Source organism: Thalassotalea sp. Y01 (assembly GCF_012932945.1).
Lineage (GTDB): Bacteria > Pseudomonadota > Gammaproteobacteria > Enterobacterales > Alteromonadaceae > Thalassotalea_A.
The window spans coordinates 1-13,848 of the sequence record NZ_JABBXG010000013.1; the positions used below are offsets into that span (position 1 = coordinate 1).

At 43.8% G+C, this 13,848-nt stretch carries 12 protein-coding genes; 5 read left to right on the forward strand and 7 right to left on the reverse strand.

Features of this window, described 5'->3' with window-relative positions; translation table 11 throughout:
* Positions 1-437: 437 nt before the first annotated feature.
* The 7 genes from gmhB to HII16_RS15525 all read right to left on the reverse strand — a co-directional run bounded on the left by gmhB (position 438) and on the right by HII16_RS15525 (position 7,182).
* Positions 438-971 (reverse strand): D-glycero-beta-D-manno-heptose 1,7-bisphosphate 7-phosphatase, encoded by a 534-nt coding sequence (gmhB, locus tag HII16_RS15495; RefSeq protein WP_169131573.1) that lies wholly within the window; start codon positions 969-971, stop codon positions 438-440.
* Between the two features lie 128 nt (positions 972-1,099).
* The gene (locus HII16_RS15500) at positions 1,100-1,861 is read right to left on the reverse strand and encodes an SDR family oxidoreductase (RefSeq protein ID WP_135439735.1); all 762 of its coding nucleotides are present in this window, start codon (positions 1,859-1,861) and stop codon (positions 1,100-1,102) included.
* Positions 1,862-1,876: 15 nt separating this feature from the next.
* Positions 1,877-2,764: a 3-hydroxyisobutyrate dehydrogenase gene (gene mmsB, locus HII16_RS15505; protein ID WP_169131575.1), complete on the reverse strand. Its 888-nt coding sequence runs from the start codon at positions 2,762-2,764 to the stop codon at positions 1,877-1,879.
* 50 nt (positions 2,765-2,814) lie between these two features.
* Complete coding sequence (locus HII16_RS15510; protein ID WP_169131577.1) at positions 2,815-3,933, reverse strand: enoyl-CoA hydratase/isomerase family protein; 1,119 nt, start codon at positions 3,931-3,933, stop codon at positions 2,815-2,817.
* 8 nt (positions 3,934-3,941) lie between these two features.
* A complete protein-coding gene (locus HII16_RS15515) occupies positions 3,942-4,718 on the reverse strand; it encodes an enoyl-CoA hydratase (protein ID WP_169131579.1) in 777 nt (258 codons plus the stop codon).
* Between the two features lie 8 nt (positions 4,719-4,726).
* Entirely contained in the window at positions 4,727-5,884 is a 1,158-nt protein-coding gene (locus HII16_RS15520) for an acyl-CoA dehydrogenase family protein (protein ID WP_169131582.1), read from the reverse strand.
* A gap of 113 nt (positions 5,885-5,997) precedes the next feature.
* Positions 5,998-7,182, reverse strand: a complete 1,185-nt coding sequence (locus HII16_RS15525) for an acetyl-CoA C-acyltransferase (RefSeq protein ID WP_169131584.1) — start codon at positions 7,180-7,182, stop codon at positions 5,998-6,000.
* A gap of 404 nt (positions 7,183-7,586) precedes the next feature.
* Here HII16_RS15525 and HII16_RS15530 point away from each other — a divergent pair, with 404 nt between their 5' ends.
* The 5 genes from HII16_RS15530 to HII16_RS15550 all read left to right on the forward strand — a co-directional run bounded on the left by HII16_RS15530 (position 7,587) and on the right by HII16_RS15550 (position 13,844).
* The gene (locus HII16_RS15530) at positions 7,587-7,994 is read left to right on the forward strand and encodes a MerR family DNA-binding transcriptional regulator (RefSeq protein ID WP_169131586.1); all 408 of its coding nucleotides are present in this window, start codon (positions 7,587-7,589) and stop codon (positions 7,992-7,994) included.
* A 104-nt stretch (positions 7,995-8,098) separates the two neighbouring features.
* Positions 8,099-9,268, forward strand: a complete 1,170-nt coding sequence (locus HII16_RS15535) for an isovaleryl-CoA dehydrogenase (RefSeq protein WP_135439728.1) — start codon at positions 8,099-8,101, stop codon at positions 9,266-9,268.
* A gap of 111 nt (positions 9,269-9,379) precedes the next feature.
* The gene (locus tag HII16_RS15540; protein WP_169131589.1) at positions 9,380-10,987 is read left to right on the forward strand and encodes a carboxyl transferase domain-containing protein; all 1,608 of its coding nucleotides are present in this window, start codon (positions 9,380-9,382) and stop codon (positions 10,985-10,987) included.
* A gap of 14 nt (positions 10,988-11,001) precedes the next feature.
* A complete protein-coding gene (locus tag HII16_RS15545) occupies positions 11,002-11,817 on the forward strand; it encodes an enoyl-CoA hydratase/isomerase family protein (protein ID WP_169131591.1) in 816 nt (271 codons plus the stop codon).
* Between the two features lie 20 nt (positions 11,818-11,837).
* Entirely contained in the window at positions 11,838-13,844 is a 2,007-nt protein-coding gene (locus HII16_RS15550; RefSeq protein WP_169131595.1) for an acetyl/propionyl/methylcrotonyl-CoA carboxylase subunit alpha, read from the forward strand.
* Positions 13,845-13,848 lie beyond the last annotated feature (4 nt).

Consider the following 13,848-nt stretch of genomic DNA (forward strand, 5'->3'; position numbering starts at 1 on the left):
ACTCATCAAGTAAAGTCTTAAAAAGACTTAATGGTAAAACCATCTTATCTTGTGAGTGCTCACACAAATTGCATGATAACTAATTGTTAAAGAACGTTCTGATTAAAGAACTAAGCAGTAGTCTCATTCGCTAGTGCTTGTTGCTCCAGGCCTTGCCTGAAGCGAGATGCGCATTCTACGCAACTCAGTTTCGATGTCAACAATTAAATTCAAAAATCTTCAAATTAATTGTTGTCGTTTGTAACCTTTAATATAAGGGTTGCAAACCTAAAACCGACCTTCCAAGTTATCGAAGATAACCTTTTGGTAACTTCGGCTAGTACCGCTGTTCCCGTGGAAGTGGATGCGCATTTTAGGGATTTTTTCGGAAGCGTCAACACGTTTTTTCAATTTTTAAAAAAAAAACGTTTAACCGTTCAAATTATAGACAAGAATAACTAAAAACGCTCAATAAATGCGCACAAGTTCGCAACTTTTATTGCGTCGATATCGTCGTCTTGATGATAACGACTTGAAACCAGAACTCGAGATTCTATACCTGCACGCTGTGCAGCCACCATATCTGAGGTTTTATCACCTATAAATATGCTGTTTTGTAAATCAATATTATGTTGCTGTGCGGCTTTTAATATCATTCCAGGTTCAGGTTTTCGACATTGACACTGCTTTTTATACGGGGCGTTGCCTTTTACTGGGTGATGTGGGCAAAAATAGACATCTTTAATAATGACGTCATGCTCGGCAAAGCGCTCGCTCATCCAACGACTCAACTCAAAAAAATCTTGTTCGCTGTACAAACCTCTGGCGATACCGGACTGATTGGTTATCACAAATATGTCATAGCCTTTTTCGTTTGCCTTTTGGCAAAGCGTAAAGATACCGTCAACAAACTCAAAGTCTGCGGCTTTATATACATAGCCATGATCGACATTGATAATGCCATCTCGATCGAGAAATAAGGCTTTGTTCATTTAATATCTGCCCTTTAATGCGCTACTAGTGTGCTAAATAAAAAGAGCGAATCATCATTCGCTCTTTTATCAATATGACATATTACTATGTTGTCGATAGTAAACAACAATACTATGACATTGATAAACTACATTGATAAGCCACCGTCGATTTCGACGACGCGACCAGTGAAAAATTCATTTTCAAAAATATACTTAGCGGTATGCGCAATCTCTTCTGGACTACCCAAACGACCAACCGGTTTCATTTTCTCTAAACGCTCACGCATTTCAGGTTTCATTGCATCGGTCATTGCGGTTCGAATAACACCTGGGGCGATTGCACCAACGCGAATACCAAAACGACCCAGTTCACGTGCCCAAGTAACTGTCATCGCAACGACACCGGCTTTAGACGCAGAGTAGTTGGTTTGTCCCATATTACCCTGGCGAGCAATAGACGACATATTGATGATCACACCTTTGCGCTTGTACTTGATCATTTGGGCTGCCGCTTCACGACCACATAAGAATACGCCAGTTAAGTTGACATCAATAACCGACTGAAACTGCTCCAGTGACATCTTCTTAACGATTTCACCGTCTTTAACTTTAATAAACATACCGTCACGTAAGATACCGGCATTGTTTACCAAACCATCAATGCCATCAAAGTCGGCTGCGATTTTCTCGAAAGTTGACTCAACACTTTGCTCATCAGTAACGTTGGCAATATATACCTTCGCTTGACCATTAACCGCCTCAACTTCAGCTAACGTCGCAGCAAGAGCGTCTTCACCAAGATCAACCAAGGCAAGTTTAGCGCCTTGCTTTGCAAAATCCACCGCCATAGAACGACCTAAACCGCCACCAGCACCGGTTATAACGATTACTTTATTCATGATATCCATGTGATTACCTTTCAATTATTCTTTATCAAACATCTTAAAGATGCTGCTAAAATCTTTTTTACCGTTGCCTTGACCGGCATGAATCGCAAATAAGCTGCGCGCTAACGCCCCCATAGGGGTTGATGATTGACTGTTAACAGCGGTATCTAATGCCAGACCTAAGTCTTTCGCCATTAAGTCAACCATAAAGCCACCCTCATAGTTATTGCTTGATGGTACATTCTCAAGAACATCTGGACACGGGTTATAAAGTTCTAGGGTCCAGTTACGACCAGAGCTTTGCAACATGATCTCGGACAATTTCTTAGGATCCAAGCCATTGGCAATACCAAGTTGCAATGCTTCCGATGTACCCGCCATTAAAATACCTAACAGCATGTTGTTACATACCTTGGCGATTTGGCCTGCACCGTAAGAGCCGGCATGGAATATATTTTTACCCATATTATCGAGTAATGGTTTCGCTGTAGCGAAATCAGCGTCTTCACCACCAACCATAAAGGATAACGTACCGGCAATCGCACCACCAACACCACCGGACACCGGCGCATCAACAAAGTTAATGCCCTTTTCGGCTAAAGCCGATGCCACATTAACAACGGTTGGCTTATCAATTGTAGAAGAGTCAATAACCAACGCGCCGGGCTTAATATAATTAATTAGACCATCTTCACCTAAATATAAACCTTCAACATGCTTACCCGCTGGTAGCATGGAAACGATGAAGTCTGCACCGTCAACCAATTGCTGATTTGAGCTTGCGGTGGTTGCTCCTTGCTCAAGCAACTGTTGTACTGCCTGATCATACAAATCAAACACTTTGACACTATGACCGGCCTTTACTAAGTTGGCAGCCATTGGGCCACCCATGTTACCTAAACCAAAGAAAGCTACATTTGCCATGTAATACTCCTAATATAATTCTTGTTTCGTTATATCTCGTCAGTGAACACTTATAAGTGCCCTAGAGGATGTGCGCTTTCAATGTAGTCACTGGTAAAGAACCAATCGATAACGTCTTGCTCAACGCTTGCAACATCTGGGTATTTCCACTGCGGATTATTATCTTTTTCTATTAATAAGGCGCGGACACCTTCTTTGAACTCACCAAACTCGCCACATTTTTTCGAGATGGTCAGCTCCATACGAAAACACTCAGCTAACGACATGTTTTTTGATTTTTGTATTTGGTTGTAAGTTAACTGCACACTCAATGCACTGCCGTGGGCAAGCGATTTCTGTGCTCTGTTAAACCATTTGTCTTCGATGTCAGCATTTTTAATATTGGCAACGATTTGGCTAATATTATCGGCTGCGGTTAATTCATCAATCAGCAACTGATGACCTTTTATATTAGATACCGGCGCCATTGTTTTACTTTGCTGCTCAAACGCTAATAACACATCACTAAGCTTATCTTCATTAAGCGCTTTGGTGCCGCCCCAATTAACCTCCGCTAATGCATTAAGTACGTCTTGCTTATGAGTGTGAGCAATAAAGTGATCGGCTAGTGATACATATTTGGCATCGGTAGCATTTATGGCAGCACCCGTTAAGCCTAAAAATAAACCGGTATTGTTCGGCATCTTATTAAGAAAATAACTGCCGCCTACATCCGGGTATAAACCAATGCTAATCTCTGGCATGGCAATACGGGTATTCTCGGTAGCGACACGATGGCTAGCACCCGCCATTAAACCAAGACCGCCGCCCATAACAATGCCATTACCCCAAACAATAAATGGTTTATTGTAGGTATGAATCATATGATCAAGCTCATACTCATCTAAAAAGAATTGCTCAATTTTAGGTGCCGGGTCACCATTAACATCTGGCAAATTATTATATAAATAAACAATGTCACCGCCAGCACAAAACGCCTTATCACCGGCACCTTGTAAAAACACAGCAACAATGTCATCGCGCTCTTGCCATGCTTTTAACTTTGGTTTGATCTCATTGACCATTGCATGACTTAACGCGTTTAGCGACTTTTCAGAATTTAATGTGATTAGCGCCAATTTTTTGTCATTACGACATTCCAGCTCGTCAAATAATACGATATCAGACATAACTTACCTTACTCATTACGCCATTGCGGCTTACGTTTTTCTATAAAGGCATTGACGCCTTCCGCCTGGTCTTTGCTATCGAATAGATCAACAAAGGCATCGCGCTCTTGCGGTAATGCCTCGGTAATAGGCATTGAACGGTTTTTCTGGATAAGCTGTTTACATGCCGCCACCGCAACAGGTGATTGCTTAGCAACTCTCGCGGCTAATTCAATGGCTTTATTCAGGCCTTCACCTTTACTAACGACGTCTTCAACAAGACCAATACGCAATGCCGTTGGCGCGTCAACACGCTCACCGCATAAAATCATACGTTTTGTCCAACCTTCGCCAACTAATATATGTAAGTTTTGCGTACCACCGGCACATGGCAATAAACCAACCGATGCTTCAGGTAGAGCCATTACCGCATGTTCTTCGGCAATACGGATATCACACGCTAATGCGACTTCTAGACCACCACCCATGGACCAACCATTGATTGCCGCAATTGAGACACCACGAAATGCTGATAAGGTTTCAAATGCTTGACCAAATACTTCCGCCATTTGACGAGCAACGGATTTGTCACCATCGGCAAATACATTCAAATCAGCACCGGCGGAGAAAAACTTCTCACCGCCGCCGGTTAACACCAGCGCATAAACGTCTTTATCTTGATTTAACTGCAAGACTAAATCGCGCAAACCGGCCAAACTTTGCTGGGTCCAAGTGTGAGCTGGTGGATTATTAAAGGTAATAATCGCGGTATTACCTTGTTTTTCTAATTTCAATAAATCTGTCATTGTCATTCCTACAGCAACTCTGCCGCACCTTCTGTTAATAGGCGGCGAGCGATAATCAAACGCATGATCTCGTTAGTACCTTCAAGAATTTGATGAACACGGACATCTCTAAAATGACGCTCAAGTGGATACTCTTTGATGTAGCCGTAGCCACCATGAATTTGCAGCGCAGCGTCACATACTTCAAAACCTACGTCGGTTGCAAATTGTTTGGCCATCGCACAATAGGCGGTTTTTTCTGGGTGATTAGTGTCTAGTTTATAGGCTGCTAAGCGAACCATTTGACGTGCAGCGACAAGTTTGGTCGCCATATCAGACAATTTAAATTGCATACCTTGGAATGCCGCAATTGGTTTACCAAATTGCTCACGCTCTTGCATATAGACCATGGCGGTATTCAGTGCTTGTTGCGCAGTACCGATAGAACAAGTGGCGATATTAATACGACCACCGTCTAAGCCTTTCATGGCAATTTTAAAGCCTTCACCTTCCGCGCCCAATAAATTCTCACATGGGATACGCACATCTTCAAAGGTGATCAATCGTGTTGGTTGAGCATTCCAGCCTAACTTCTCTTCGGCTTTGCCGTAAATAACGCCTTTAGCGTCAGCAGGGATAACAACCGCAGAAATGCCTTTTGCCCCCTCACCGCCAGTGCGCACCATAGCGACCAGTACGTCGGTATCACCAGCGCCAGAAATAAACATTTTTGAGCCGTTGATAACATATTCATCACCGTCTTTTTTTGCTGACGTACGCAAAGATGCAGCGTCAGAACCAGCACCAGGTTCAGTTAAACAGTAAGACGCCAATCGCTGGCCTGATATCAAACCGTCACACCAAGTTTGTTTAACTGACTCAGTCCCCCAAGTCGCGATCATCCAGGTTGCCATATTATGGATGGTGATCATCGCCGTCGTCGCGGTACACCCCATAGACAACTGCTCAAAGATAATTGATGAGTCCAAGCGAGAAAGGCCTAGACCACCAGCATCTTCAGGGCTGTAAAGACCACAAAAGCCTAACTCTCCGGCTTTAGCGATAACATCTTTTGGGAAAATATGTTCTGCATCCCAACGCGCAGCGTTTGGCGCGAACTCAGCTTGAGCAAACTGATTGGCCATATCAGCAAACATTTGCTGATCTTCGGTTAAATCAAAATTCATGTTGTATGGTCCCCATCAACAATACCTATATGTCATTTTTTATTGGTAACGTTTATATTGGTATCGTTTAAAAAGCAAAACCGCAGCGATGCTGCGGCTTTTTGATTATTTTATTAAAGCATTTCAACGGCAATGGCAGTTGCTTCACCACCACCAATACACAGACTGGCGACACCTTTACTTAGCCCTTTATTTTTCAGGGCATGGATAAGCGTAACCATGATACGAGCACCACTGGCACCAATCGGATGACCCAGTGCACACGCACCACCATTGACGTTCACCTTGGCGTGATCAAGTTGCAGCTCTTTAACAGCCAACATGGTTACCATGGCAAACGCTTCGTTGATTTCATATAAATCAACGTCATCTTTACTCCATTCAACTTTATTGAACAGTTTTTCCATTGCGCCAACAGGAGCAACGGTAAAATCACTAGGTTGTTGTGCATGAGTTGCATGACCAACCACTTTACAAAGCGGTGTTAAACCGCGTTTTTCGGCTTCAGACATACGCATCATAACCATAGCCGCTGCACCATCAGAGATTGAGCTAGAGTTCGCTGCGGTGATTGTTCCGTCGCGTTTGAATGCAGCGCGTAGGCTAGGAATCTTTTCAGGTCGGGCGTTGCCTGGTTGCTCATCAATAGCAAATGTAACGTCGCCTTTGCGTGTTTTGAATGTTACTGGAACAACTTCATTGTTAAAGGCGCCAGATTCAATGGCTGCATTAGCACGTGAAAGTGAGGTTAATGCAAACTCATCCATTTGTTCACGGCTGAACTCAACATCATCGGCAGTATCTTGCGCGAAACAGCCCATCGCCATACCATCGTAAGCATTTTCAAGACCGTCCATCATCATGTGATCTTTGATTTCACCATGGCCCATGCGCATACCACCACGTGCTTTAGGTAAAATGTATGGTGCATTACTCATGCTTTCCATACCACCAGCAACGGCAACATCAATACTACCTGCCGCCAATGAATCATAAGCAAACATGGCCGCTTTCATACCTGAACCACACACTTTGTTGATCGTGGTACAAACCGTTGATAAAGCCAATTCAGCACCTAATGCTGCTTGACGAGCTGGGGCTTGCTTTAAGCCAGCAGGCAATACACAGCCCATAATTAATTCGTCTACCTGATCGTTACCAATACCGGCATGTTCGACAGCGGCTTTAACCGCGGCACTGCCAAGTTCGGTTGCGGCAACTGCACTTAAGCCGCCCATAAATCCGCCCATTGGCGTGCGCATTGCGCTAACAATTACGATAGGATCATTTAAAGACATAATTTATTCCTGAAATTAGTGTTGTAATAGAGTGATACCAACTTTATCAGACCATCTCTATATCGAGATGTTCATTGGCATGCTATTAGAGTGTCTCAAGACTACCGCAAAATTTTAGTTTACGCCAACGTAAAGCAATTTTAAACAGAGAAAATTGTAATCTTAAATTGCCACTTCTATTTAGACATCCGTGCTATCGCTTAACGCCAAAGCGCTACAGGCAGAACTAGGTTATTACTGAGCTGGTTAATCGTCAGTTTTTGTGTACAGATAGATTCAAGCTTAACATTGCCCTAAACACACCAGCTTTACCTTTACGTAAACTTCCACTAAAGTGGTAACATAAAATAATCCATGGTTGGACCGATCTAGCCTAAACAGCGCAACCTTCGAATAGGAAAATAATGGATCAAATACAACAGCAATTTAGCATTAGCGAATTGGCAAGAGAGTTTGCTATCACTACCCGTAGTATCCGATTTTATGAGGATCAAGGGTTGATCACGCCAAAACGTAAAGGCCAAACCCGCATCTACAGTCGCCGTGATCGTGTGCGCTTGAAGCTGATATTGCGTGGCAAACGCTTAGGCTTTTCTCTTGCTGAAACCGGCCGCTTATTTGAGCTATACGATGCAGATAAAACCAGTACCAGTCAGCTTGATACCATCATGCAATTAATCGCTGAAAAGCAAAGCGCCCTGCATCAACAACTTGAAGATATTAAAGTGGTGTTAACCGAGTTAACCACCCTTGAACAACGTTGTGCACAGGCTCGTGACGAGCTAACCCATGCACAACAAATAAACGAATAAACGAATAAACGAATAAACGAATAAACGAATAAACGAATAAACGAATAAACGAATAAACGAATAAACGACTCATTTAAAACAAATTTTAAAGCAAAGGTAATATTATGATTTCTCAATTTTCTTCACTGAACTTTAACCTTGGCGAAACCGTTGACATGATCCGCGATCAAGTAAACGCCTTCGCCCGTGATGAAATTGCGCCTCGCGCAGAGCAAATTGATATCGACAACGAATTCCCAAGTGATTTATGGCGCAAGTTCGGTGACATGGGTTTGCTAGGAATGACCGTAGATGAGCAATACGGTGGTAGCGGTTTAGGTTACCTAGAGCACATGATTGCCATGCAGGAAATCAGCCGTGCATCGGCGTCTGTTGGTTTAAGTTACGGCGCTATGTCGAACTTATGTCTAAACCAATTAAACAAAAACGGTACGCACGAGCAAAAAGCTAAATATTTACCAAAGCTTTGTACTGGTGAACATATCGGTGCTTTGGCAATGAGTGAGCCAAATGCGGGTTCTGATGTTGTAAGCATGAAATTACGCGCCGACAAACAAGGTGACAAATACATTCTTAATGGCAACAAAATGTGGATCACCAATGGTCCAGACGCCCATGTATACGTGATTTATGCAAAAACCGACACCAGTGCAGGTTCAAAAGGGATTACTGCCTTTATCGTTGAACGTGATTACCCAGGTTTCTCGCGTCACCAAAAACTCGACAAATTAGGGATGCGTGGTTCTAACACCTGTGAATTGGTATTTGAAAACTGTGAAGTACCTGCCGAAAACATTTTAGGTGAAGAAGGCAAAGGCGTGCGCGTTCTAATGTCTGGTTTAGATTACGAACGTTTGGTTCTGTCTGGTGGTCCTTTAGGTATTATGGATGCGTGTATGGACTTAGTTGTTCCTTATATCCATGACCGTAAGCAATTTGGCCAGTCAATCGGTGAGTTCCAATTGGTTCAAGGCAAGATTGCTGACATGTACACACAAATGAATGCTGCAAAATCATACGCTTACATGGCGGCACAGGCCAGTGACCGTGGTGAAACGACTCGTAAAGACGCCGCAGGTGTTATTTTGTACTCTGCCGAACTGGCAACAAAAATGGCATTAGATACCATCCAATTGTTAGGCGGTAACGGTTATATCAATGAGTTCCCAGCAGGTCGTTTATTGCGTGATGCAAAACTATATGAGATCGGTGCTGGTACATCAGAGATTCGTCGTATGTTGATTGGTCGTGAGTTATTTAACGAGTCAAACTAAGCCGACGTTAAGGGCAGTTTACTGCCCTATTGCTATTGCAAAAAATTACAACTCAATGAATAGAACAACGTAGCAAAAACTTAGCAAAATTGCACAAATAGAGGACATCTTGTGGCGGTTATTAACAGTAAAATAAATACGCGCAGTCAAGAATTCAGTGAAAACGCTGAACATATGCAAGCGCAAGTGGATGATCTGAATAAACTTGTAGAAGAAATTAAATTAGGTGGTGGCGAGAAATCAAGAGAGCGCCACTTATCTCGGGGCAAACTATTACCTCGTGATCGTGTATATCACTTACTTGATCCTGGCTCACCATTTTTAGAAATGTCGCAATTAGCGGCACACGATGTATATAAAGATCATGTTCCTAGTGCCGGCATCATTACCGGTATTGGTCGTGTTAGCGGTCAAGAATGTGTGATTATCGCTAACGATGCGACGGTTAAAGGTGGTACATATTATCCACTAACGGTAAAGAAACACATTCGTGCGCAAACCATTGCAGAAGAAAACAACTTGCCTTGTATTTCATTGGTTGATTCTGGCGGTGCAAACCTACCAAATCAAGATGAGGTATTCCCAGATCGGGAACATTTTGGTCGCATATTCTTTAATCAAGCCAACATGTCAGCGCAAAATATTCCGCAAATTGCCGCGGTTATGGGTTCATGTACCGCAGGCGGTGCGTATGTACCGGCGATGGCAGATGAGTCGATCATCGTTAAAGACCAAGGTACCATTTTCTTAGCCGGTCCGCCGTTGGTCAAAGCCGCCACAGGTGAAGAAGTATCTGCTGAAGAACTTGGTGGTGCAGATGTTCATTGTCGTACCTCAGGTGTTGCCGATCATTACGCGCAAAATGACCAACATGCGTTAAAATTGGTGCGAGACTCTGTTGCCAATCTTAACCGCTTAAAGCCTAAACAACTTGCAACCAAAGACGTTGTTGAACCTAAATACGACAGCAAAGACATTTATGGCATTGTGCCAAAAGATTCACGTCAACCATTTGACGTTCGTGAAATTATTGCCCGTATTGTTGATGGCAGCGAATTCGATGAATTTAAAGCCCTATATGGCACCACGCTTGTCTGTGGTTTCGCTCATATCTTTGGTTACCCGGTGGGTATTGTCGCCAATAATGGTATTTTATTTGCTGAATCTGCGCAAAAAGGAGCTCACTTTATTGAGCTGTGTGCACAGCGCAAAATCCCTCTAATTTTCTTACAAAACATCACCGGCTTTATGGTTGGTAAGCAATACGAAGCTGGCGGTATCGCCAAGCACGGTGCGAAGATGGTAACCGCCGTTGCGACAGTAAAAGTACCTAAATTCACAGTATTGATAGGCGGCAGCTTTGGTGCCGGTAACTATGGTATGTGTGGCCGAGCTTATGATCCGCGTTTCCTGTTTATGTGGCCAAATTCTCGTATCTCCGTTATGGGCGGTGAACAAGCCGCAGGCGTATTAGCGCAAGTAAAACGTGACCAGAAAGACAAACGTGGCGAGCAATGGAGCAGCGAAGAAGAGCAAGCATTCAAGCAACCAATTGTTGATGTTTACGAAAAGCAAGGTCATCCATACTACGCCTCAGCAAGATTATGGGATGACGGTGTCATCGATCCGGCGCAAACTCGAAATGTGCTAGGCATGGCGATTTCCGCATCACTTAACAAAGACATCGAAGACACCAAGTTCGGTGTGTTTAGAATGTAATGGGGGTGGAAAACATGACGATTGAAATTCCTTTATCTGAACGGTTTGTTGACCTCGCGATTGACGCGCGTGGTGTTGCTACGGTAACCCTAAACAACCCAGAAAAGCACAATGCCTTTGACGATGCGGTGATAGCTCGACTAACGCAAGTCTTTACTTACTTGCATGGCCATGACAATGTTCGCGCGATGATTCTTGCCGCCAATGGCAAAAGCTTCAGTGCCGGTGCCAACCTTGGCTGGATGAAACGCATGGCAGATTACAGCTTTGACGAAAATCTGCACGACGCCAACGCCCTTGCCAACATGCTAAAAGCCCTGAACTTTATCAATAAACCGACCATCGCCAAAGTACAAGGTGCAGCATTTGGTGGTGCGGTAGGCTTGGTGAGCTGCTGTGATATCGCTATTGCCAGTGACAAAGCCAGCTTTTGTTTATCCGAAGTAAAATTAGGCCTTATTCCAGCAACGATCAGCCCTTATGTGGTTCAAGCTATAGGCGTTAAAGCCGCCCGTCGTTATTTTCAAACTGCTGAGCGATTTTTTGCCAACAAAGCATTAAACATCGGCTTAATTGATGAAGTGGTTGCCATTGATGAGCTGGATAATGCCACAGAGGCGATGGTTGACACAATACTAGCCAATAGCCCAGCAGCGGTAGAACAAGCAAAACAGTTGGTGTTTGATGTTGCATTTAAAGATGTCGATGAGGCATTACTGCAAGATACCAGTGAGCGTATTGCCAGCATTAGGGTAAGCGCTGAAGGTCAGGAAGGATTGCGTTCATTTTTTGAAAAGCGCCAGCCAGCCTGGATCACCAAACAACAATAATTGCCAACACAGGAATACTCATGTTTAAAAAGATACTAATTGCCAACCGAGGTGAAATTGCTTGTAGAGTGATCCGCACGGCAAGAGAAATGGGCATTTTAACGGTTGCAGTATATTCGGACGCCGACCGTGACAGCCTACACGTAAATATGGCGGATGAAGCAGTTTACATTGGTAATGCGCCGTCACGTGAATCGTATTTGCAAGCGGACAAAGTTATTGCTGCAGCAAAACAAACCGGTGCACAAGCAATCCATCCCGGTTATGGGTTTTTGTCTGAAAACAGTGAATTTTGCCGTATGTGTGATGACAATAACATCACCTTTATCGGCCCACCGGTAGCGGCTATTGAAGCCATGGGCTCTAAGTCAGCGGCTAAGCAAATCATGGAGAAGGCAAACGTGCCTTTAGTGCCAGGATATCATGGTGACGATCAATCGGAAGCGATAATCAAAGCAGCGTCCGATGATATGGGCTACCCAGTATTACTTAAAGCGACCGCTGGTGGCGGTGGCAAAGGCATGCGCCAAGTCTGGTCAGAATCAGAGTTTAGTGAAGGGTTAGCAGCAGCAAAACGTGAAGCCATGTCATCGTTTGGTGACGACACTATGTTGGTAGAGAAATACCTAACACAACCAAGACACGTTGAAATCCAGGTGTTCTGTGACAATCACGATAACGCGGTATATTTGTTTGAACGTGATTGTTCAGTACAACGTCGCCATCAAAAAGTGATCGAAGAAGCGCCAGCCCCTGGTATGAGCGAAGAGTTGCGTGCGCAAATGGGTGACGCTGCGATTCAAGCGGCTAAAGCCATTGGCTACCAAGGTGCCGGTACGGTTGAGTTTCTACTTGATGTTGATCATTCATTCTATTTTATGGAGATGAATACACGTTTGCAGGTTGAACACCCAGTGACTGAAAAAATCACCGGGCAGGATTTGGTGGAATGGCAATTACGTGTTGCCGCCAATGAACAGCTGCCGCTTACTCAGCAACAACTGCGCATCAACGGTCATTCTTTTGAGGCTCGTATTTATGCCGAAGATGCTGATAACGACTTTTTACCAGCAACAGGTCACTTGAGTTTTTTGCAAACACCATTAGAAAGCGAATACGTGCGTGTTGATACCGGTGTACGTCAAGGTGACGACGTTAGCGTGTTTTATGACCCAATGATCGCTAAGCTAATCGTTTGGGATGAAAACCGTGATAAAGCTCTACAACGTTTGCAAAAAGCGTTGATGGAATACCGCATTAAAGGTGTGACCACTAATATTGATTTCTTGTATAACCTTGCGACATGTAAGCCGTTTGTAGAACAAGATTTAGATACTGGGTTTATCGACAAGCACAGTGAGCTAATTTTTCACAAAAGTGATAGAGCCATTGAAAGCGAACTGCCTGTTGCGGCGTTATTTTTGCAATTACAGCAGCAACAATTAAGTCAGCAAAACAACAACCAAGACGATCCGACCTCACCATGGAATAACAGTAATGGTTGGCGTCTCAATGAAGCCAACATCAATCGTTTCTCGTTAGAATTTAATGAACAAAGTTATCCGGTTACGGTCGATATTCGCGGAGAAGGTCATGCTACACACTATGTAATCAAGGTAGCAGATCAACAAGTTGACGCACAAGGTTATATCGATAGTGACAGCTTACAAGTGATCATTAATGGTCACCGACGTCGCTTTAGCATTGCTGAAAATGACTCTCAATTCAGTCTTTACTTCGACGCCGGCGTGATTCACTTTTCTCGCACCCCCGTTGATTATGGCGACGCTGGTGACGATCAAGGTCAAGGCGGTCTAACGGCGCCAATGAATGGCACCATTGTGACATTATTAGTCGAACCAGGTGCCACGGTGAACAAAGATCAACCGTTATTGATTATGGAAGCGATGAAAATGGAACACACCATTAAAGCGCCTAGCGATGGCGTTGTTAATGAGTTCTATTTTACCGCCGGTGAAATGGTCGATGGTGGCGCTGAATTATTAGCGTTTAGTGCGACAGAATAAGGAG